The following is a 19,471-nucleotide window of genomic DNA, read 5'->3' as shown; positions in this document are numbered from 1 at the left end:
CTATGCAACCAGCTCGTGATCGGCCGGGTTCACCTTCCGGGTGCGGCGGCGGTAGTCGAACGTGTAGCCGGGCCAGACGGTGCGGTTGTTGCCGCTCGCGTCGAGGTACCAGGACTTGCAGCCGCCGGAGTTCCACACCGACCCCTCCAGCCGCTTCTGGATCTCGGCGTTGAAGGCGTCCTGGCGGTCACGGCGGGTGTCGAGCGCGGTGGCGCCGTGGGCGTCGAGCAGGCGCAGCGCGTCGACGATGAAGCTGGTCTGCGACTCGATCATGAAGACCATCGAGCTGTGCCCCAGCCCGGTGTTCGGGCCGATCATGAGGAACAGGTTGGGGAAGCCGGCGACGGTGGTGCCGAGGTGGGCCTGCGGGCCGTCGGCCCAGACGTCGGCGAGCTTGACGCCGTCGCGCCCGGTCACGGCCACCTCGCCCATGCCCTCCCCGACCCGGAACCCGGTGCCGAAGATGATCGTGTCGACCTCGTGCTCGATCCCGTCCGCCGTGACGACGCCCTTCTCGGTGACCCGCACGATCCCGTCGGTGACGACGTCGACGTTCGGCTGCTTCAGCGCCGAGTAGTAGTCGTTGGACATGAGGATGCGCTTGCAGCCGATGGTGAAGTCCGGCGTCAGCTTGGCCTTGAGGTCGGGCCGGTCGGCGAACTTGCGGTCGAGGTAGGCCCGCGCGAAGCCCTCGATGACCTTCATCCGGGCGGGCTTGAGGAACCCGCCGACGAGCATCTCGTTGCGCGCGTAGACCAGCGAGCGCTGCACCCGCTGCGCGGCCGGGAACGCCCGGTAGAGCGAGCGGAGCACGGCGGGGATCTCGCGGTCGGGCTTGGGCAGCACCCACGGGGCGGTGCGCTGGAACAGCGTCAGCGAGCCGACCTCGCGCTGGATCTGCGGGACGAACTGGATCGCGCTCGCCCCCGTGCCGATGACGGCGACGCGCCGGCCGCGCAGGTCGTGGTCGTGGTTCCAGCGCGAGGAGTGGAAGGCGGTGCCGCGGAAGTCCTCGAGGCCCTCGATGTCGGGCGTCGAGGGCAGGTGCAGCGGGCCGGTGCCCCACACCACGGCGCGGGCGTGCACGACGGAGCCGTCGGCGCTGCTGACCGCCCAGCGGGAGCCGTCCCACTCCATGCCGGTGATCTCGCGGCCGAAGCGCAGGCGGTCGCGCAGGCCGTAGCGGTCGGCGATCGACTCCAGGTACGCGCGGATCTCGGGCTGACGCGCGAAGGTGCGCGTCCAGTCCGGGTTGGGGGCGAAGGAGAACGAGTACAGGTGGCTCTGCACGTCACAGGCGCAGCCCGGGTAGGTGTTGTCCCGCCAGGTGCCGCCGACGCTCTCGCCCTTCTCCAGGATGACGAAGTCGCCGCGGCCGGCCTCCGCGAGCTTGACGGCGGCGCCGAGCCCGGCGAACCCGCTGCCGACGATGGCCACGTCCACGGTCTGATCGGTCATGCCCGAACCTCCCCGAGTTGCTGTTACCGCCGGTAAGTTACCACGGGTAAGTTACCTGCGGTAGGGTCACGCCGTGACGACGACAGGTTCCCCCCGGCGGCGGGTCGGGCGGGCTGAGCGCGAGCAGCAGATCCTCGACGCCGCCGTCGCCGTGTTCAGCGAGCGGGGCTTCCAGAGCGCCTCGATGGACGCCGTCGCCGAGCGGGTGGGCGTCACCAAGCCGGTGCTCTACACCCACTTCGGCTCCAAGGACGGCCTGCTGCTGGCCTGCATCTCCCGCGCCCGCGCCGAGCTGCTGGAGGTGACCTCGGGCGCCGCGGCCTCGGCCGACACCCCCGAGGAGATGCTGCGCCGCGGCACCCGCGCGTTCTTCGACTACCTCGAGCGCCACGAACCGGAGTGGACGCTGCTGTACTGCGAGTCGACGGTCGCGGGCGAGGCGCTGGAGGGCATCCGCGCCCAGCAGACCGACTTCATCGCCGCCCTGCTCGCCGCCCAGGCCCCCGGCACCGATCCGCAGCGCCTCGCGGGCTGGGCACAGGTGATCGTCGGGGCCTGCGAGCGGCTGGCGGTGTGGCGCGGCAGCGCGCGGACCGTCACCTCCGAGCAGGCCACCGAGTACCTGATGGACCTGGCCTGGACGGGCCTGGGCGCCCACGATGCGGGCCGCGGGACACTGGGGGCATGAGCACGACGGCACCCCGGCTGCTGCAGGTCCGGCGCAGCGAGCGGGTCACCCCGCGGATGATCCGCGTGACGCTGGCCGGCGACGAGCTGGCCGGCTTCCCCGGCGACGGCCCGGACCGCCGGATCAAGATGTTCTTCCCCGTGCCCGGCCAGGAGCGGCCCGCCGTGCCGCGGGCGGCGTCCGGCGGCCCGGTGTGGCCGGCGGGTGAGGCGCGGCCGGCGATCCGGACGTACACGGTCCGGCGGTTCGACGCGGGCGCGGGCGAGCTCGACGTCGACTTCGTCCTGCACGGCGACGGGCCCGCCGCGGCCTGGGCGGCCGACGCGCGGCCCGGGGCCTGGGTCGGTGTCTCCGAGCCGGGCGGCCGCTACGAGCCCGACCCGACCGCCGACTTCCACGTCGTCATCGGCGACGAGACCGCGCTGCCCGCCGTCGCCACGGTGCTCGACGCGCTGCCGGACGGGGTGCCGGCGCTGACGTTCCTGGAGGTGGCCGACGCCGCCGAGGAGCAGCCGCTGCCCGGTGTCACCTGGGTCCACCGCGGCGACCGCGACGCCGGGACCCCGCTGGCCGAGGCGGTGCGGGCGGCGGAGTTCCCGCCCGGGCGCGGGCAGGCGTGGCTCTCCGGTGAGAGCGCGTGTGTCAAGGACCTGCGCCGGCACCTGCTCGACGACCGCGGCCTGGACCGCCGCGCCGTCTACGCCACCGGCTACTGGCGGGCCCGCTAGAAGCCGAGCAGCTTCACGATGATCTCGTTCATGATCTCCGTCGTGCCGCCGCCGATGCTCAGCAGCCGCGCGTCGCGGTAGTGCCGCTCCACCTCGTGCTCGCGCATGTAGCCCATGCCGCCGAGGAGCTGCACGCACTCGTACACGGTGTGGTCGCAGGCGGCGACCGCGGTGTTCTTGGCCATCGCGGTCTCCATCAGCATCGACTCGCCGGCGAGCCAGCGGGTCGTCACCGCCTGCGCGTAGACGCGCGCGACGTCGATCTGCCGCGCCATCTCCGCCATCCGGTGGCGCACCACCTGGCGCGAGGCCAGCGGCCGGCCGAACGTCTCGCGCTCCCGGATCCAGGTGCTGGTCAGGTCGTAGCAGCGCTGCGCGGTGGCGTAGGCCTGCACGGCCAGCGACAACCGCTCGCTCTGGAACTGCTGCGCGATCTGCAGGAAGCCGGTGCCCTCCGCGCCGACGAGGTGCCCGGCCGGGACCCGGACCCCGGCGTAGGACAGCTCCGCGGTGTCGGAGCAGAGCCAGCCCATCTTGTCGAGCCTGCGCGACACCCCGAACCCGGGCGAGCCCTTCTCGACGACCAGCAGCGACACCCCCGCGTGCCCGTCGCCGCCCGTCCGCACCGCCGTGGTGACGAAGTCCGCGCGCACGCCGGAGGTGATGTAGAGCTTCGCCCCGTCGACGACGTACTCGTCGCCCTCGCGGCGGGCCCGCGTCCGGATCCCGGCGACGTCGGACCCGCCCTCGGGCTCGGTGATCCCCAACGCGCCGATCATGCGCCCGGCCAGGGTGGGACGCACGAACCGCTCGATCAGGTCCGGGTCACCGGCCGCCACGATGTGCGGCAGCGCGATGCCGTGCGTCAGCAGCGCCGCGACCAGTCCGCCCGACCCGCCGGACAGGATGATCTGCTCCGCGACGAGGAACCCGTCGATCGCGTCGCCGCCGCCCCCGCCGACCTCCTCGGGGAACGCGACGCCGAGCAGCCCGACCTCCGCGGCCTTCTCGTGCAGCGCGCGCGGGACCTCGCCGTCGCGCTCCCAGTCGGCCAGGTGCGGCACGATCTCGCGGGTCGTGAAGTCGGCGACCAGCGCGCGCAGGGCGCGCCGCTCGTCGGTACGCCACGGATCGACACTCATGACTCCACCACCACGTGCTCGCCCTTCGTCGTCGCGCGGACCCTGCGCCCGACGGTCTCGCCGTGCCGCAACGACAGCGCGTCGGCACTCGCCGTGTCGCCGGGTGCCGTCGCCGCGCAGTACCGCGCCCCGGACTCCGTGCGCGCCACCAGGAACGCCTGCGCCGGTGTGCCGTCGCGGCCGTGCTCGACGGTGGCGGTCTCCACCGTCACCTCCTCGCCGTCGACGCGCTCCTGGACCGGGGGCCCGGGCCGCGCGGTGCTGCGGGACTCCGGGTCGCCGACGTAGTCGTGCGGCGTCGTGCTGACGACCAGCGCGTGCTCGTGGGTGAGGTAGCCGCCGTTGCCGTGCACCAGGGCGGTGCCGGGGACCGACCGCAGCCGCTCGGTGACGGCGACCAGCGCGTGCAGCGTGTAGCTCGACAGCGGCCCGCCGAACGCCGAGTGCCCGCCGGTGACCCCGACCGGGGGCGCGATCCCCAGGTGCGCCCCGACCAGCTTGGGCACGACCGGGAAGCAGCTGTAGACGTCGATGACGTCGAGGTCCGACGGTGCGAGCCCGGTGGCGGACAGCGTGCGGTCGAGGACGTCGGCCAGGGCGTCCGACGCGGCGAAGCCCGGCCGCGCCAGCACGTCGACGGCGTCGTGGGCGCCCGCGCCGCCCCACACGTGCACGATCCGCTCCTCCGGGACGCCCGCCTCGCGGGCCGCGGCCAGCGAGGTGACGAGCACCGCGGCGGCCTGGTCGACCATCGGCATCGCGTTGAGCGCCAACGGGTAGGGCTCGCAGACCATCCGGTTGCCCGGGCCCGCGGTGCCGATCTCCTCGGGGGTACGCGGCTCGGGGTTCCACGCGGCCGGGTTCGCGGCCGCCACCTGCGAGAACGCGGCGTACAGCTCGGCGGACGCGCGCGCGGACCGCTCCGGGGTCTCGCCGCGGGCGGCGCGCAGGGCGTTCTCGAACAAGGGGTAGACGCGGGTGGGCAGGATCAGCCCGGTCGCGGCCATGGCGTCGCTGCGCAGCCCGCTCTCCTCGAACGACGGCGGCCCGCCGGGGGTGGCGCTCCAGCGCTGCGCGGGGTCGATCCCGTTGCGCCACAACGCCTGCACCGAGGCCTGGGCCTCCCCGCCGGCGATCAGCGCGACCCGCGACCCGCCCGCCGCGATCCGCGCCGCCGCCCGCTCCAGCAGCTCCGCGGGGCGCTGGCCGCCGACGGTCGTGTCGACGGTGTGCCGCGGGCCGGCCCCGATCTCCCGGGCGATCCGGGCGGCGAGCTCGTCGTAGGCCCAGCTGGCGACGTGCACGGTGAACACGGAGTCGACCGTCGCGAGGTCGACCCCGCCGTCGGCCGCCGCCGCGCGCACGGCGTCGAGGATGAGCGGCAGCGGCTCCCGGGAGCCCTCGACCGTGCGCTCCCGGTTGCCGCGGACCTGCCCGACCCCGACCAGCACCGGTCGCCGTTCGTCTGACGTCACGACCCGGACGCTAATACAGACAGGTACTGTCCGTAAATGTGACCCGTGGCCGCCCCCGCGATCCCGACCTGGAACGGCGCGTGTTCGACGCCGTCATCGAGGTGTACGCGGAGACGGGCTGGGCCGGGTTCACCCTGGACGCCGTGGCCCGCCGGGCCCGGGTCGGGCGGGCCGCGCTCTACAGCCGGTGGTCGGGCAAGGCCGCGCTGCTGGTGCAGGCGCTGGAGGTGCGCAGCCCGCTGCCGGTGCCGGTCGACACCGGGACGGTGCGCGGCGACCTCACCGAGCTCGCCCGCCAGCTCCTCGACGGCTACACCGGCCCCGCCGGGCTGGTGACGCTGCGCGCGGCGATGGAGGCCCGCGTGCACCCCGAGCTGCTCGCCGGGCTGACCCAGACGCTCAACACCAGCCGCCTGCTCGCCGCCCGGGAGATCGTGCGGCGCGGGATCGCCCGCGGCGAGCTGCCCGTCGGCACGCCGACGACGCTGCTGCTGGAGCTGGTGACCGGCGCGGTGCTCAGCCACGTGCTGTTCGCCCCCGCCGGCCCCCGCGACCCCGCCTACGCCGACGTGGTGGTGGACGCGGCCCTGCGCGCGGTGCGGCCCTGACCCCTGCCCCGATGCCACCACGCCGTCCGGCACCCGGCTCACCCCGGCTCCTCGGCCACGGTCGGCACGGCGGGTGGGCGGGGGCGGGGGACGACGGGGTCGGGCGGGCCGACGTGCCGGTCGAGCCAGCGCAGCACCGGGCCCGCGGCGCGCCAGGTCTCCCGGACCCGCCGCAGCGGCTCCCCGGTGCCCAGCCAGTCCCCCACCGGCCACGACCGCTGCACCTGCAGCCCGTCCAGGCGCAGCAGAGGCAGGTGCGGGTCGTCGGTGCGCACTCCCCGGGGCAGGCCGGTGAGCCGCGGGGACGCGACGGTCCAGCCGTCGAGCAGCGCGCCCAGCTCGTCGTCGACGGCGGCACGGAACCGGGCACGCTGGCCGCGGTCGAACCGCCACGGCCCCACCGACACCGTGAAAGCGGTGGCCGACAGCAGCACCGCGCGGGGCGGGTCGGCGCCGACCAGCCCGGCGTCGGTGCGGTAGGGCGGCAGGTCCGGCCGGAAGCGGCGGTTGCGGTGCGGGCGCAGCACCCGCAACGGCCCGAACTCCTCCGCCAGCGCGGCGGCGAGGTCACGCAGCGGGGCGTCGAGGGCGCCGGCGTGGCGGTGGCGGTGGGCGGCGAAGAACGCGGCGGTGTTGTCGGCGGCGATCTCGGACAGGAACGCGGTGGCGTCGGTGGTGAACACGGCGGATTGGACGGAATGCGGGGCCGTGCGGTTCCACAGCGGACGCACAGGTTCCCCACAGCGGCCCGATTGTCGCGCGCGCGAGGCTCTCGCGGCCTCCTGAGCGCGACCGGGCCGCGCTGCGTCCGCGGACCCGCACTGCGAGGATCGCGGCGTGATCGGGGCGAACAGGGTGTGGACCGCCGTGCGGGCGGTGGCGGACGAGGCGACCGGTACGGCGCGCGCGCTGCGCGAGCTCGGCCGGGCGGGGGTGCTGGGCCCGGTCCGGCCCGACCGCCTGGCCCGCATGGCGACGGCGGCCGTGCGCTACCGGCTCACCGTCGCCGCCGGGTACGAGGCCGGGGCGGCCCGCCATCCCGACCGCCCCGCGATCGTCGACGACCTCGGCACCCTCACCTTCGGCCAGGTGCACGAGCGCACCGACCGGCTCGCGCTGGCGCTGGCGGCGGACGGGGTCGGCGAGGGCACCCGGGTCGGGGTGCTGTGCCGCAACCACCGCGGCGCCGTGGAGATGCAGATCGCGGCGGGCAAGCTGGGCGCCGACGTCGTGCTGTTCAACACCGGCATGTCGGCGGGCCAGCGCGCCGAGGTCGTCGACGAGCTGGGCGTGCACACCCTGCTCGCCGACGAGGAGTTCACCGACCTGCCCGGCTCGTGCCGGGTGGTGCGCGACGTGGCGGAGCCGATCGCCCGCGGCGGCCCGGGGACGCTGCCGTTCCGGCCCGCGGGCGGCCACACCATCGTGCTGACCTCCGGCACCACCGGCCCGCCCAAGGGCGCCCGCCGTCCCCCGCCGCACAACCTCGCGCCGATCGCCGCGGTGCTGGGCTCCATCCCGCTGCGCGCGGGCGAGCCGGTGCACATCGCCGCGCCGCTGCTGCACACCTGGGGCCACGCCGCGCTGCAGCTCGCGATGCTGCTGGGCTCCCCGGTGGTGCTCAGCGCGAAGTTCGAGCCGGCCCGGTTCCTGCAGCTGGCGGCGGCCTGCGACGCGGTGTTCGCGGTGCCGGTGATGCTGCAGCGCGCCATGGAGGAGCCGGCGGCCCCCGGCATGGCGCGGGTCGTCGCCGTCAGCGGCTCGGCACTGCCCGCGGGGCTGGCCACCGCGTTCCTCGACCGCTACGGCGAGTGCCTCTACAACCTCTACGGCTCCACCGAGGTCTCCTGGGTCAGCATCGCCGGGCCCGACGACCTGCGCGCGGCGCCCGGCACCGCGGGGCGCGCACCGCTGGGCACCCGCCTGGCCGTCCTGGACGAGCGCGGCGAGGAGGTGCCCGCCGGCACCGAGGGGCGCGTGTTCGTCGGCAACGACATGCCGTTCGAGGGGTACACGCGCGAGGGTGCCGACGTCGAGCGGGCGGGCGACCTCATGGGCACCGGCGACATCGGCAGGCTCGACGCCGCGGGTCGGCTGCACCTCACCGGCCGGGCCGACGACATGATCGTCAGCGGTGGGGAGAACGTGCACCCCGGGCCGGTGGAGGACCTGATCACCGCCCGCCCGGAGGTGCGCGAGGCGGCCGTCGCGGGCGTCGAGGACGAGGAGTACGGGCAGCGCCTCGCCGCCTTCGTGGTGCTGGAGCCCGGTGCGACGGCCGACGCCGACGCGGTGCGGGGCTGGGTGAAGGCCGAGCTGAGCCGGTTCGCCGTGCCGCGCGACGTGGTGTTCCTCGACGAGCTGCCGCGCAACGCCACCGGCAAGGTCGTGCACCGCGAGCTGACGAGCTGACCCGTCACCCGAGCGGGTTAGGTGACCCTTACGGTAGCCTCGCCCGATGGCGGGACCCGAGGGCCGGTGCGCGGTGCTCGCGCGCGCCCTCGACGAGCCGCTCGCGGGCACCGCACCGCAGGCCGCCCGGTGGGTGGCGATCGAGCACCGCGGCGCGTGGCCGCGTGACATCGCCTCCCATCCCGACCCGTCGGTCTCCGGTTTCGCCGCCCGCGCAGGCGCCGCGGGCTGGCGTCCGCTGCTCGTCCGCCGCCCCGGCCGCCGCGCCGACACCGGCACCGGCACGCGGGTCTTCCTCGCCGACACCGTCCCGGGCACCTCGCACACCACGGTGCTCACCGTCGAGGGCCCCCGCGACCTGGCCGCGGTGCCGCTGCCGGCCACCGGCCCGCTGCCCGGCGACCGGGTGGCCGACCCGTTGCTGCTGGTCTGCACGCACGGCCGCCGCGACCGCTGCTGCGCCGTCGACGGCCGCGCGCTCGCCGTCGCCGTCACCGCCGTCGGCGAGCCGGACGTGTGGGAGTGCAGCCACCTGGGCGGGCACCGCTTCGCCCCCACCGCGCTCGTGCTGCCCACCGGCTACCTCTACGGCCGGCTCGACCCGGCCACCGCGGTCGCCGCCCGCAAGGCCGCCGCGCTGGGCGAGACGGAGGCGGGGCTGAGCCGGGGCCGGTCGACGTGGTCGGCGGCGGGGCAGGTCGCCGAGCTGGCCGTCCGCGAGGTCACCGGCCTGCGCGACGCCGACGCGCTCACCCTCGATCCCCTCGCCCGCCCCGGCACGGTCACCGTCCACGGGCCGTCCGGGCGGCGGTGGGCGGTGGAGGTGGCGCAGCGGCCCGGCGCCGGGCCGCGCCCGCCGTCCTGCGGGATCGCCGCGCTGCCCTACGTCGCGCTGCACGCCACCTCGGTCCGCCCGGTCTGAACGCCCCCGCCCCGCACGGTGCGGGCATGATCTCGACCATGAACGTCGAACCGCCGCTGCGACCGCCCGCGCACCGGGTGAGCCCGCGGGCCGTCCGCTGGTGGCAGCTGCGGGCGTTGCCCTGGCTCGTCGTGCTCGGCGCGCCCCAGCTCGTCATGCTGCTGACGACGGGCGCGCCCGTGTGGCCGTGGACGCTCGCGGCCACGGTCGTCGGCGTGCTCGCCTATCTGCTGGTCGTGCCGCGGATCCTGTTCCGCATCCACCGGTGGGAGATCACCGACGAGGCCGTCTACACGCTGTCGGGCTGGCTGGTGCGCGAGTGGCGGATCGCGCCGATCTCGCGCGTGCAGACCGTCGACACCCAGCACGGGCCGCTGCAGCAGCTGCTCAAGCTGGCCACCGTCACCGTCACCACGGCGTCGTCGCGCGGGGCCGTCAAGATCGCCGGGCTGGACGCGGGAGACGCCGCGGAGCTCGCCCGCACGCTGACCGAGACCACCCAGGCCACCCCCGGGGACGCGACGTGACCCCGGGCGACCCGGCCGGGCCGCCCTGGCGGCGCCTGGACCCCCGGATGCTCGTGGTCGGGCCGCTCGGCAGCCTCGGGCGGCTGCTGCCGCTGGTGCTGATCCTGATGATCACCGGCGGCGGGGCCGACCCGGCGCGGATCGGGATCGCCGTCGCCGCGGCCGTCGTCGTCGTGGCGGCCGGGGTCGTCCGCTGGCGCACGACGCGGTACCGGATCACCGCGGAGCGAGTCGAGCTGCACACCGGCTGGCTGCGCCGGCAGCGCCGCTCGGTCCCGCGCGACCGCATCCGCACCGTCGACCTCACCGCCCGCCTGCTGCACCGCGCGTTCGGGCTGTCGGTGGTGCAGGTGGGTGCGGCGTCGGGGTCGCCGCTGGAGTCGGCCGGGCTGAGCCTCGACGCCGTCAGCACGGCCGAGGCCGACCTGCTGCGCCGCGAGCTGCTCTCCCGCTCCCCCGCCGACGCGCCCGTCGCCGCGGCACCGGAGGCCCCGGAGGCCGAGCCGCTGGCCCGCCTGGACTGGTCCTGGCTGCGTTTCGCCCCGCTGACGTTCTCCTCCATCGCGGGCATCGGCGCGATCGGGGCCACCGTGTTCAACCTCGTCGACGACCTGGGCGTCGACCCCCGCGACATCGGCGCCGTCGACGACGCGGCCGACCGCCTCGGCGCGGCCCCGCTCTGGCTCGGCGTCCTGGTCGTGGTGACGGTGCTGCTCGTGCTCGCCGTCGTCGGCTCGCTGCTGCTCTACGCCGAGCGCTGGTACGACTACCGGCTCACCCGCGAGGCCGGCGACGGCGGGAGCACGCTGCGGGTGAAGCGGGGCCTGCTGACGCGGCGGTCGCTGTCGGTGTCGGAGCAGCGCCTGCGCGGGGCCGAGATCGTCGAGCCGCTGCTGCTGCGCGCCGGACGCGGCGCGCAGTGCCGGGCGCTGTCGACCGGCCTGTCCGCCGACGCGCAGGGCGGCGCGCTGCAGCCCCCCGCGCCGCGCGGCGAGGCCCACCGGGTGGCGTCGGCGGCGCTGCGCGCGCATCCCGCGGAGATCACCGGGGCCCCGCTGCGCACCCACCCGCCCGCCGCCCGGACCCGACGGCTCACCCGCGCCGTCGTTCCGGCCGCGGTGGTGTGCGCGGGGCTGTTCGCCGTCGGTCCCGCGTGGGCGGGGCCGCTGTCGCTGCTGCTGCTCCCCCTCGCCGTGCTGCTGGGCCTCGACCGCTACGCCCAGCTCGGCCACGAGCTCACCGCGCGGTTCCTCGTCACCCGGCAGGGATCGCTGGTGCGCCGGACCGTCGCCCTGCAGCGCGACGGGGTGCTCGGGATGACCGTCCGGCAGAGCGTGTTCCAGCGCCGGGCCGGCGTCGTCACCGTCGAGGCGGTGACGGCGGCGGGCCAGGGCGGCTACACCGTCCTCGACGTCGCCGCGGCCGACGGCGTCGCGCTCGCCGACGCCACGGTGCCCCGCCTGCTCACCCCGTTCCTGGTCCCGGAGGAGGCCCGATGGCCCGCGTCCTGATCGTCACCCGCGCCGCGGGCCCGGCCCCGCTCGGCATCGGCTCCGAGCTGGTGCGCCGCGGCCACGACGTCCGCGTGCTCGACCACGCCGACCGCTACGCCGCGGTGCACGGCGCGGGCCTCGGGTTCGCCGCCTACGCCCACGCCGCGCGGGCCGTCGCGGTGCCGGAGAACCGGTTCCTCGCCGCGCGGGTGGCGCTGGCGCTCGACCCCGGGACCGGGCTCGACGTGCGCACCGAGCTGGGGCGCCGCCGCCCCGATCTCGTGCTCGTCGACGCCACCTGCCTGTCGGCGCTGCGCGAGGCGGAGCGCTCGGGCATCCCGACCGCGGTGCTGGTCCCCACGCTGTACCGCTACCTGGCCGAGCGCTGGTCCGCAGGCCCCCTCGGGCTCGCCGCCCGGCTCCGGCGGATGCGGCCCGCCGCGCTGTGGGGCCGGGCCGCGCGGGTGCTGGTGGCCACCGACCCCGATCTCGACGGCCCGCTGCCCGCGGGCGCGGTGCACACCGGCGCCGTCGTCGGCCGGTTGCGGCCCCCCGCCCGCGAGCCCGACGCGCTCGTCGCGGTCTCCGTGGGCACCGCCGACCACCCGGGCCGCACCGAGCTGCTCCAGCGCATCCTCGACGCGCTGGCCGGGCTCGACGGGCACGCGGTCGTCGGCACCGGGGACGGCGTCGACGCCGCCGCGCTGCGGGTGCCCGCCACGGTGGAGGTGCACCGCGAGCTCGACCACGCCGACGTGCTCTCCCGCGCCCACCTGCTCGTCGGGCACGGCGGGCACGCCACGACGCTGCGCGCGCTGGCCAACGACCTGCCGGTGCTCGTGCTGCCGGGGCACCCCGAGCTCGTCCACCCGATGCTGGGTGCGGCCGTGCAGGCGGCCGGGGCGGGGCGGGTGCTGCGCCCGGACAGCCCGCCCGACGCGATCGCCGCGGCGGTCGGCGAGCTGCTCGGCGACGGCCCGCACCGGGCCGCCGCGGCCGCCGTCGGGGCCCGCATCCGGTCCCGCGACGGCGCCGTCACCGCCGCCGACGAGCTGGAGGCGCTGCTGCCGGGGTAGGCGTCAGCGCCGGCGGCGCGTCCCGAACATCCCCCGGGTGATCTCCCGGCCCAGCGCGCTGGCCGCCGAGCGCAGGAACGACCGGACGACGGGCGAGGCGAAGGCCTTCTCCACGAAGCCCGGCTCCTCCCGCTCCTCGCGAGGGGGCGGCGGCGGGAGGTCGGCGGGCGGCGGCGCGGCCTCGGCGATCCGCGCCGTCAGCCGCTCGTAGGCCGACTCGCGGTCGACGGTGGTGCCGTACTTGCCGAACAGCGGCGACCCCTTGGCCGCGACCGTCACGGCGTCCTCGCCGATGGCCGCCATCAGCGAGCGCGGCGCCCGCATCCGCGACCAGGCCACCGGCGTGGGCGCCCCCCGCTCGGACAGCACCGTGACGATCGCCTCGCCGGTGCCCAGCGACGTGAGCGCGGACTCCATGTCGTAGTGCTCGGTCTTCGGGTAGGTCCGGACGGTCTTGCGCAGCGCCGTCTGGTCCTCCGGGGTGAACGCGCGCAGGGCGTGCTGGATGCGCGCGCCGAGCTGGGAGAGCACCGCGTTGGGCACGTCGGTGGGCAGCTGGGTGCAGAAGAACACCCCGACGCCCTTGGACCGGATGAGCTTCACGGTCTGCTCGATGCGCTCCAGGAACGCCTTCGACGCGTCGGTGAACAGCAGGTGCGCCTCGTCGAAGAAGAAGACGAGCTTCGGCTTGTCGAGGTCACCGGCCTCGGGCAGGTCCTCGTAGAGCTCGGCGAGCAGCCACATGAGGAAGGTGGAGAACAGCCGCGGGTTGGCGGCCTGGTCGGCCAGCTCCAGCAGCGTGACGATCCCCTTGCCGTCCGGCCCGACCCGCAGCAGGTCCGCGGGCTCGAACTCCGGCTCGCCGAAGAAGTCCTCGCCGCCCTGGGCCTCCAGATTGACCAGCGCCCGCAGGATCACCCCGGCCGTCGCCGAGGAGACCCCGCCGATGCCCTTGAGGTCGGCCTTGCCCTCGTCGGAGGTGAGGTGCTGGATGACCGCGCGCAGGTCCTTGGTGTCCAGCAGCGGCAGCTGCTTCTGGTCGGCCCAGTGGAAGATCAGGCCGAGCGTCGACTCCTGGGTGTCGTTGAGGTCGAGCACCTTGCTCAGCAGGATCGGCCCGAACTGGGTGATCGTGGCCCGGATCGGCACCGCCGAGGAGCTGCCGCCCAGCGACAGGAACTCGACGGGGAACGCGGTGGGCGTCCAGTCGTCGCCGGTGTCGCGGGCCCGGGCGTCGATCTTCGGGCCGGGCTCCCCCGGCCGCGACAGCCCGGACAGGTCGCCCTTGACGTCGGCCAGCAGCACCGGCACGCCGGCGTTGGAGAGCTGCTCGGCCAGGCCCTGCAGCGTCTTGGTCTTGCCGGTGCCGGTGGCGCCCGCGACGAGCCCGTGCCGGTTGAGCGTGGCGAACGGGATGCGCACCCGCGCCGACGGGTCCACGACGCCGTCGACGATCACGGCCCCCAGTTCCAGCGCCGCCCCCTCGGTGGCGTAGCCGGACGCGATCTGCTGTGCTGCCGAGTCGTCACCCACGGCGCGCACCCTATCGCCCTCCGGCGTGCGGTCGGTCGCCGACGAACCGCACGCCCGACCGGCCGTTCGGCCACCACCACGAGGTTCTCGACGTGCACCGTCCGGGCCCGTCCCGGCGGCGCGGACGACCGGTGCACCCGGGCGCGACGAGGGCGATGGCGTGTTCCGGTCACCGTCGACGGCCCGACCGCATACGCTGCGTCGGTGAACGACCGCCTGGTGTGGATCGACTGCGAGATGACCGGACTCGACCTGACGCGCGACGCGCTGATCGAGATCGCCTGCCTGGTCACCGACGGTGAGCTCAACGTGCTCGGCGAGGGGGTCGACATCGTCATCCACGCCGACGAGTCCGCCCTGGCGGCCATGCCCGACGTCGTCCGCGACATGCACGCCCACTCCGGCCTCACCGACGAGGTCCGGCGCTCGGCGGTGACGCTGCGCCAGGCCGAGGAACAGGTGCTGGCCTACGTCCGCGAGCACGTCCCCGACGCCCGCACCGCCCCCCTCGCCGGCAACTCCATCGGCACCGACCGCGGCTTCCTGGCCCGCGACATGCCCGAGCTCGACGCCCACCTGCACTACCGCATGGTCGACGTCAGCTCGATCAAGGAGCTGTGCCGCCGCTGGTTCCCGCGGGTGTTCTACGCCAAGCCCGAGAAGGGCCTCGCCCACCGCGCGCTGGCCGACATCGAGGAGTCGATCCGCGAGCTCGCCTACTACCGCGGCACGCTGTTCGTCCCCCAGCCCGGCCCGAGCACCGAGGAGGCCCAGGCCGTCGCCGCCGCACTCGCCCCCCGGGGTCAGCAGCGCGCGACGTCACGCTAAGCTTGTCGGGTTCCCGGCTGCGGCCGGGTACGCATGGTGGGTGTAGCTCAGCTGGTAGAGCACCTGGTTGTGGTCCAGGGGGCCGCGGGTTCAAGTCCCGTCACTCACCCCATGCCGCGGGACCCCGCAGCACGGCCGCCCGGAGGACCTTGTTAGGGTTTCCGAGCGCCGGGCGGTGGGGCGCGAGGCAGGCGCCGTTAGCTCAATTGGCAGAGCAGCTGGCTCTTAACCAGCGGGTTCGGGGTTCGAGTCCCTGACGGCGCACCACCCAGCAGGCCGGAGCGGTTCGCTCCGGCCTGTTGTCGTTCGCGGCCCACGACCTCCCGCACGACGACCGGTCAATTCGGACGGCGCCGTGCCCGTGAGCCGGTCCGACCCCCGCCCGGCCCCGGCCGACGGGGAAGCGCCTACTGCGGGGCCGGTCCGTCGGAGCCGCGGTGACGTGCCTCGCGCGCTTCGAGCGTGTCGATGCGGGCGTTCGCGGTGTCGAGCTGGTCCTGCAGGCCCACGATCCGGGCGGCGGCGTCGAGTGTCATGCCCTCGTCGAACAGCTCCCGGATCCTGGCCGCCAGCGTCAGCTGCCGGCGCGAGTAGCGGCGGTGACCGCCGCTGGAGCGGTGCGGGGTGAGCACCCCGGCGGCGTCGAGGCTGCGCAGGAACGCCGGCTGCACGTCGAGCAGTTCCGCGGCCTGCCCCATGGTGAGCACCGGGTAGTCCTGGTCGTCGAGTCGGCCCACTCCCATCGCGTCCTCGATTCCCTCCCCTGTCCGTGGGCTGGTTCCGGCCCCGTTCGGGACCGGGCACGACGTCAGGCGGGGCCTGGCCTGATCGGCCGGGCCCCGCGTGGACGAAGACTTCACTGATGATCGCGATGTTCGGGGGCTGTCGTGATGTTCACCCTCCGCGTGTCTCGGCCGGTCACCGTCCCGGTGGTGTCTTACCTCGTTCCTGGACAAATCATAAAGCCAGCACTGCAGGTCTGGTCAAGTGTCTGATCCAGGAAACATGACGATCTCCGCACGCGTGCCCGATCGGGAGCGGCCGGCCGCGGAGGGGTGGTGCGGCCGGCCGCGTCCCGGTTCGGGCGTCGTGCGGGGGCGGCCCGCGCTCCCGGGGCCGCGGGTGCGGGGCGACGGTGCGGACCCCACGCGGCGGCCACGGTGCGTACGGGTGGCGCGCCCGGCACGGCGGGACGAGACCGGTCCCGGTCAGGACCGGGACCGATCGGTCGTCCGGCCGGGGTCCGTCGGCGCTATCGGGGAAATTGGCGGTGATGATCGCGTCGAACTCGGCGGCCAGCAGTTCCCGATCGGCGCAGACGAGATCGGCCCAGGTCGCGGCGGCGTCTCTCGACGGCCCGCCCGCGTGGAGCAGCGCCCCGGTGGCCGTGGCTTCGACTGCCGTCCGGTCGGGTGCTGTGGGCTCGAGTGTGAGGTGCCCGATCATGTCGTCGCCCTCCCCGTGGCGGATCCGACGGACCCGGCCCGCACTCAGGCGTTGATCTGCCGGTGTGCGCTGTCCGCGTCGGTGATGCTGATCTTGCGGGGCTTCGCCTTCTCGGCGATCGGGATCCGCAGGGTGAGCACGCCGGCGTGGTAGGCCGCATCGATGTGGTCGGTGTCGAGGGTGTCGCCCAGGAACAGCTGCCGGGAGAACACCCCGAGCGGCCGCTCGGCCACCTGCATCTCCACGTGCTCCCCGGTCGCGACGGGGCGCCGCTCGGCCTTCACGGTCAGCACGTTGCGCTCGACGTCGAGCTCGATCGCGTCGGGGGACACGCCCGGCAGGTCGAACGAGACCACGAACTCGTCCCCGGCGCGATAGGCGTCCATCGCCATGGCGGTGGGACGGGACCACGTACCGGGGTTGTTGCCGAGCATCTGCTGGGTCAGACGGTCCAGCTCTCGGAACGGGTCGGTGCGCATCAGCATCGCAGGCCACTCCTTCCTGGTCGACGACAAGGGCGGCGATGCTCCGGAACGCCCGGGGATGCCCGGGGACGCCTCCAGATACCTGCGATGGTAGCTACAGATTTTTGGCATCGCAAGAGGTATATTTGTGCCAGTTGCGGATACCGGTAAGTCCGAGTGGGGAGGTCGCGGTGAGCTTGACGAACGTGTGGGTGCAGACCGTCGCGGACGGCCTGGTGCGGGCCGATCAGGTCGTCGGTGTCGACGCGCACCCGACCCCGGCGTTGCCGGGCAAGCCGTCACGCTGGCTGCTCGACGTGGTGCTCCCGAACTCGATCGGCAGCGGCAGCCGGGAGGGCTGGGTGGTCAGCGCCCTGCACCGCACCCTGATCCAGACCTCCCACGACCCGGGCGACGCCCCCGCGGCGCTCACCCGGCTGCTCGCCCAGCTCGACCTCAGCAGCGCCGCCGGCGTGATCGTCACGAGCCTCGCCGACGACGACCCCGGCGTGCGGTTCCGCTTCGTGCCCTTCGCCAGCCCGGCACCGGGGCACCACACCGGTGCCGAGTACCTCTGAACCCCGCCGTGGACGGGCGACGGAGCGGTTCGCAGGCACCCGGGCTCACCGACCCGGGCCGCGACCTCCGTGCTCGGTCGCAGGTCGCGACGTCCGGTCCGGGTGGCACACCGTGGCTACAGCTCGCAGTTCACCGGGCTCTCGAGCCGGCAGAGATCGAGCCCGCCCCCGCCCCCGCCGTCGCCGGAGTCCCGGTCCGGGCCGCCGGTCAGGTTGTCGGCACCGCCCTGGCCGGCCAGGGTGTCGTCCCCGGGGCCGCCGCGCAGGACGTCGATCCCGCCCACGGTGGGGAACGCCTCGTGATCGCCGCTGAGGGTGTCGTGACCGTCCTCCCCGTCGATCAGGTCGTCGTCACCCTCCCCGTGCGCGATGTCGTCGCCCGTGCCGAGGAAGACGCGGTCGTCGCCGGTGCCCGAGCTCACCTGGTCGAGACCACCGAGGCTGCAGACGATGTCGTCGCCGCCGCCGCTGAAGACCGTGTCGTCGCGGTCGGTGGTGATGATGAAGTCGTCGGCGTCGTCCGCGGTGAGGACGAGGACGACCCCGTTCTGCTGCGGGCCGCTCGGGAAGTTCGTCGAGACCCGGTAGCCGGCCTGCGCCGCGGTGACGGGCGTGAGCCCGTCGCAGACACCCAGCGGGAACGGGTCCTCGATCGCGGCTGCCGGTGCCTGGGACATCACCACCAGGCCGAGCGCGAGCACTGCGGCCGGGCCGATCCGTCGGGCGCGGTGTGTCGGTGGCATGGGATCCCCTTCGGTCTGCGGCCCGCCGTCGCGGGCCCGGTGCGACGGCACGCTAGGGAGCCCAGACCCGCGACGACACGGCTCGGGACGGGTCGGAGTGTGCAGAACTACCCGCTGGGTCCGCCGAGTGGCCGATCCTCCCCGGGTGCGCCACACTCCATCCGCCATCGCGGTACGGGAGGTCGGGATGATGGACGGCGCCGCTGCGCACCGGATCGCCGCGCTCTGCGACGTGGCACGGGCCGCCCTCGCCGACGGCCGCGACGACGAGGCGCGGGCCGCCTTCACCGAGGCCACCGCGCTGTCCGCGGCCCTGCCCGCCCCGCACCCGCAGCGCCTGACGCTCGCCGGTGAGCACGCCGACGCCTGGTTCGAGCGCTGGAACGACACCGAACGCGCGCTGGTGATCGCCGGGGCGGCCTACGACGAGGCCGTCGAGACGTTCGAGGAGGCCGCCGGCGAGCAGCGCGGCGAGTCGGTGCGCGCCCTCGGCCGGCTCCGCGACCGCATGACCTTCTTCGCCTTCAGCATGGACGACGCCGGCTGACCTGCGGTGCGCCGAGCAACGCGCGGTGCAGCGCGTCGGCCGCCGGGCCCGGGGCGACGCCGAGCTCGTCACGCAGGATCTCGCGGAGGCGGGCGTGGACCGCCAGCGCGGCGGAGCGGTCGCCACGGGCGTCAAGCGCCCGCATGAGCAGCAGGTACCCGCGCTCGGCCAGCGGGTCGTCGGCGACGAGCCGGCGGGCGCTGCGCTCGGCGCTGGCGAGCTCCCCGCCCCCGAGCTCGAGACAGGCCTCGGCGTAGCAGGCGGTGGCCCGGGCGTGGGCGAGGCGGGCCTCGGCCCGGTGCCGCAGCACCCACTCCGTGTCGAACTCGGGCAGGTACTCCCGCTGCAGGACGAACATCGCGCTCAGCGCCTGGGCCCAGGCCCGCCGCCAGTCGCCCCGGCCCGCCGCCGCCTCGGCGTCGTGCAGGGCCGCCGCCGCGCGGTCGGCGTCGACCAGCGTGCCGGGCGGCAGGACCAGCCGCAGCCGGGCCCGGCCACGGATCTCGGCCGGGGCCAGCGCCGCCCGCGTCTTCGAGAGCACCGCGTCGAACACCCGCGGGGCGCCGTCACCCGGCGTCGCGGGCCACCACAGCTCCTCGATCAGGGTGGCCCGGTCGACGGTCACCGCCCGGTGGGCGACCAGGTGGGCGACGAGCAGGCGGGCCCGGCGACCGGGCAGCCGGGTGTCGATCGCGCGGCCGTCGCAGGCGACGGTGAGGTGCCCGTGGAGCTGGATGCGCACCGCACCATCGTGACAACGTCGCGGCAACGTGGCGACACCCTTGCCGCAATCCGGCCCGGCA

The 19,471-nt window shown here is 75.2% G+C and carries 20 protein-coding genes and 2 tRNA genes; 13 read left to right on the top strand and 9 right to left on the bottom strand.

What is annotated here, in order from left to right; translation table 11 throughout:
- Window positions 1-1,458: a flavin-containing monooxygenase gene (locus tag PHY01_RS06445; protein WP_141277606.1), complete on the bottom strand. Its 1,458-nt coding sequence runs from the start codon at window positions 1,456-1,458 to the stop codon at window positions 1-3.
- A 73-nt stretch (window positions 1,459-1,531) separates the two neighbouring features.
- Here PHY01_RS06445 and PHY01_RS06440 point away from each other — a divergent pair, with 73 nt between their 5' ends.
- Together PHY01_RS06440 and PHY01_RS06435 are read left to right on the top strand one after the other, a co-directional pair.
- Window positions 1,532-2,146: a TetR/AcrR family transcriptional regulator gene (locus PHY01_RS06440; protein WP_141277605.1), complete on the top strand. Its 615-nt coding sequence runs from the start codon at window positions 1,532-1,534 to the stop codon at window positions 2,144-2,146.
- Window positions 2,143-2,874 carry a siderophore-interacting protein gene (locus tag PHY01_RS06435; RefSeq protein WP_141277604.1) on the top strand — a complete coding sequence of 244 codons (732 nt, stop codon included), beginning with the start codon at window positions 2,143-2,145 and terminating at the stop codon, window positions 2,872-2,874. Before PHY01_RS06440 ends, PHY01_RS06435 begins: the two co-directional genes overlap by 4 nt.
- Here PHY01_RS06435 and PHY01_RS06430 read toward each other — a convergent pair.
- Both PHY01_RS06430 and PHY01_RS06425 read right to left on the bottom strand, forming a co-directional pair.
- Window positions 2,871-4,016, bottom strand: a complete 1,146-nt coding sequence (locus tag PHY01_RS06430; protein ID WP_141277603.1) for an acyl-CoA dehydrogenase family protein — start codon at window positions 4,014-4,016, stop codon at window positions 2,871-2,873. The genes PHY01_RS06435 and PHY01_RS06430 overlap by 4 nt on opposite strands.
- The gene (locus PHY01_RS06425) at window positions 4,013-5,491 is read right to left on the bottom strand and encodes a TLP1 C-terminal extension domain-containing protein (protein ID WP_141277602.1); all 1,479 of its coding nucleotides are present in this window, start codon (window positions 5,489-5,491) and stop codon (window positions 4,013-4,015) included. Before PHY01_RS06425 ends, PHY01_RS06430 begins: the two co-directional genes overlap by 4 nt.
- 38 nt (window positions 5,492-5,529) lie before the next feature.
- Between PHY01_RS06425 and PHY01_RS06420 the strand changes: the two genes are divergently transcribed.
- Window positions 5,530-6,099: a TetR-like C-terminal domain-containing protein gene (locus tag PHY01_RS06420; RefSeq protein ID WP_218030033.1), complete on the top strand. Its 570-nt coding sequence runs from the start codon at window positions 5,530-5,532 to the stop codon at window positions 6,097-6,099.
- 38 nt (window positions 6,100-6,137) lie between these two features.
- Here the strand turns inward: PHY01_RS06420 and PHY01_RS06415 are convergent, their stop codons facing one another.
- Entirely contained in the window at window positions 6,138-6,782 is a 645-nt protein-coding gene (locus PHY01_RS06415) for a DUF2461 family protein (RefSeq protein ID WP_170183667.1), read from the bottom strand.
- Window positions 6,783-6,936: 154 nt separating this feature from the next.
- Here PHY01_RS06415 and PHY01_RS06410 point away from each other — a divergent pair, with 154 nt between their 5' ends.
- From PHY01_RS06410 to PHY01_RS06390, 5 genes are read left to right on the top strand one after another with little or no spacing between them, the layout of a single operon-like run.
- Entirely contained in the window at window positions 6,937-8,511 is a 1,575-nt protein-coding gene (locus tag PHY01_RS06410) for an AMP-binding protein (protein ID WP_246085735.1), read from the top strand.
- Between the two features lie 46 nt (window positions 8,512-8,557).
- Complete coding sequence (locus tag PHY01_RS06405) at window positions 8,558-9,433, top strand: ferredoxin family protein (protein WP_141277598.1); 876 nt, start codon at window positions 8,558-8,560, stop codon at window positions 9,431-9,433.
- Window positions 9,434-9,459: 26 nt separating this feature from the next.
- Entirely contained in the window at window positions 9,460-9,960 is a 501-nt protein-coding gene (locus PHY01_RS06400; RefSeq protein ID WP_218030032.1) for a PH domain-containing protein, read from the top strand.
- Window positions 9,957-11,471 (top strand): PH domain-containing protein, encoded by a 1,515-nt coding sequence (locus PHY01_RS06395; protein WP_141277597.1) that lies wholly within the window; start codon window positions 9,957-9,959, stop codon window positions 11,469-11,471. The genes PHY01_RS06400 and PHY01_RS06395 overlap by 4 nt, the downstream gene beginning before the upstream one ends.
- The gene (locus tag PHY01_RS06390; protein ID WP_141277596.1) at window positions 11,456-12,529 is read left to right on the top strand and encodes a glycosyltransferase; all 1,074 of its coding nucleotides are present in this window, start codon (window positions 11,456-11,458) and stop codon (window positions 12,527-12,529) included. Before PHY01_RS06395 ends, PHY01_RS06390 begins: the two co-directional genes overlap by 16 nt.
- Window positions 12,530-12,532: 3 nt before the next feature.
- Here PHY01_RS06390 and PHY01_RS06385 read toward each other — a convergent pair whose 3' ends face one another.
- Entirely contained in the window at window positions 12,533-14,062 is a 1,530-nt protein-coding gene (locus PHY01_RS06385; RefSeq protein WP_141277595.1) for a helicase HerA-like domain-containing protein, read from the bottom strand.
- A 204-nt stretch (window positions 14,063-14,266) separates the two neighbouring features.
- Here PHY01_RS06385 and orn point away from each other — a divergent pair, with 204 nt between their 5' ends.
- The 3 genes from orn (at window position 14,267) to PHY01_RS06370 (ending at window position 15,157) form a co-directional block, all read left to right on the top strand.
- Window positions 14,267-14,890 (top strand): oligoribonuclease, encoded by a 624-nt coding sequence (gene orn / locus PHY01_RS06380; RefSeq protein WP_141277594.1) that lies wholly within the window; start codon window positions 14,267-14,269, stop codon window positions 14,888-14,890.
- A 36-nt stretch (window positions 14,891-14,926) separates the two neighbouring features.
- Window positions 14,927-15,002 (top strand) — tRNA-His (locus tag PHY01_RS06375).
- A 79-nt stretch (window positions 15,003-15,081) separates the two neighbouring features.
- Window positions 15,082-15,157 (top strand) — tRNA-Lys (locus tag PHY01_RS06370).
- A gap of 140 nt (window positions 15,158-15,297) precedes the next feature.
- Here PHY01_RS06370 and PHY01_RS06365 read toward each other — a convergent pair.
- On the bottom strand, window positions 15,298-15,633 hold the full coding sequence (locus PHY01_RS06365; RefSeq protein ID WP_141277593.1) for a helix-turn-helix domain-containing protein: 336 nt from the start codon (window positions 15,631-15,633) through the stop codon (window positions 15,298-15,300).
- Window positions 15,634-16,380: 747 nt separating this feature from the next.
- On the bottom strand, window positions 16,381-16,821 hold the full coding sequence (locus PHY01_RS06360; protein ID WP_141277592.1) for an Hsp20/alpha crystallin family protein: 441 nt from the start codon (window positions 16,819-16,821) through the stop codon (window positions 16,381-16,383).
- Between the two features lie 170 nt (window positions 16,822-16,991).
- Here PHY01_RS06360 and PHY01_RS06355 point away from each other — a divergent pair, with 170 nt between their 5' ends.
- Window positions 16,992-17,378, top strand: a complete 387-nt coding sequence (locus PHY01_RS06355; protein WP_141277591.1) for a hypothetical protein — start codon at window positions 16,992-16,994, stop codon at window positions 17,376-17,378.
- A gap of 116 nt (window positions 17,379-17,494) precedes the next feature.
- On the opposite strand, the gene PHY01_RS06350 is transcribed toward PHY01_RS06355, so the two are convergent.
- Window positions 17,495-18,121 (bottom strand): calcium-binding protein, encoded by a 627-nt coding sequence (locus PHY01_RS06350; RefSeq protein ID WP_141277590.1) that lies wholly within the window; start codon window positions 18,119-18,121, stop codon window positions 17,495-17,497.
- 145 nt (window positions 18,122-18,266) lie between these two features.
- Between PHY01_RS06350 and PHY01_RS06345 the strand changes: the two genes are divergently transcribed.
- On the top strand, window positions 18,267-18,668 hold the full coding sequence (locus tag PHY01_RS06345; protein WP_170183666.1) for a 14-3-3 family protein: 402 nt from the start codon (window positions 18,267-18,269) through the stop codon (window positions 18,666-18,668).
- Here the strand turns inward: PHY01_RS06345 and PHY01_RS06340 are convergent.
- Window positions 18,646-19,410, bottom strand: coding sequence for an AfsR/SARP family transcriptional regulator (locus tag PHY01_RS06340; RefSeq protein WP_141277588.1), 765 nt, complete (start codon window positions 19,408-19,410; stop codon window positions 18,646-18,648). The genes PHY01_RS06345 and PHY01_RS06340 overlap by 23 nt on opposite strands.
- Window positions 19,411-19,471: the final 61 nt, after the last annotated feature.

This window comes from Pseudonocardia hydrocarbonoxydans, assembly GCF_006539565.1.
Classification (GTDB): domain Bacteria; phylum Actinomycetota; class Actinomycetes; order Mycobacteriales; family Pseudonocardiaceae; genus Pseudonocardia; species Pseudonocardia hydrocarbonoxydans.
Note: the sequence above shows the minus strand (reverse complement) of the source record. Positions and strands in the feature narration are given on the sequence as shown.

Bases quoted from the DNA above. Each gene is read 5' to 3' on its own strand.
- PHY01_RS06400 (WP_218030032.1), top strand. From the start codon at position 9,460: ATGATCTCGACCATGAACGTCGAACCGCCGCTGCGACCGCCCGCGCAC.
- PHY01_RS06365 (WP_141277593.1), bottom strand. From the start codon at position 15,633: ATGGGAGTGGGCCGACTCGACGACCAGGACTACCCGGTGCTCACCATG.
- PHY01_RS06350 (WP_141277590.1), bottom strand. From the start codon at position 18,121: ATGCCACCGACACACCGCGCCCGACGGATCGGCCCGGCCGCAGTGCTC.
- PHY01_RS06430 (WP_141277603.1), bottom strand. From the start codon at position 4,016: ATGAGTGTCGATCCGTGGCGTACCGACGAGCGGCGCGCCCTGCGCGCG.
- PHY01_RS06435 (WP_141277604.1), top strand. From the start codon at position 2,143: ATGAGCACGACGGCACCCCGGCTGCTGCAGGTCCGGCGCAGCGAGCGG.
- PHY01_RS06405 (WP_141277598.1), top strand. From the start codon at position 8,558: ATGGCGGGACCCGAGGGCCGGTGCGCGGTGCTCGCGCGCGCCCTCGAC.
- PHY01_RS06390 (WP_141277596.1), top strand. From the start codon at position 11,456: ATGGCCCGCGTCCTGATCGTCACCCGCGCCGCGGGCCCGGCCCCGCTC.
- PHY01_RS06360 (WP_141277592.1), bottom strand. From the start codon at position 16,821: ATGCTGATGCGCACCGACCCGTTCCGAGAGCTGGACCGTCTGACCCAG.
- PHY01_RS06445 (WP_141277606.1), bottom strand. From the start codon at position 1,458: ATGACCGATCAGACCGTGGACGTGGCCATCGTCGGCAGCGGGTTCGCC.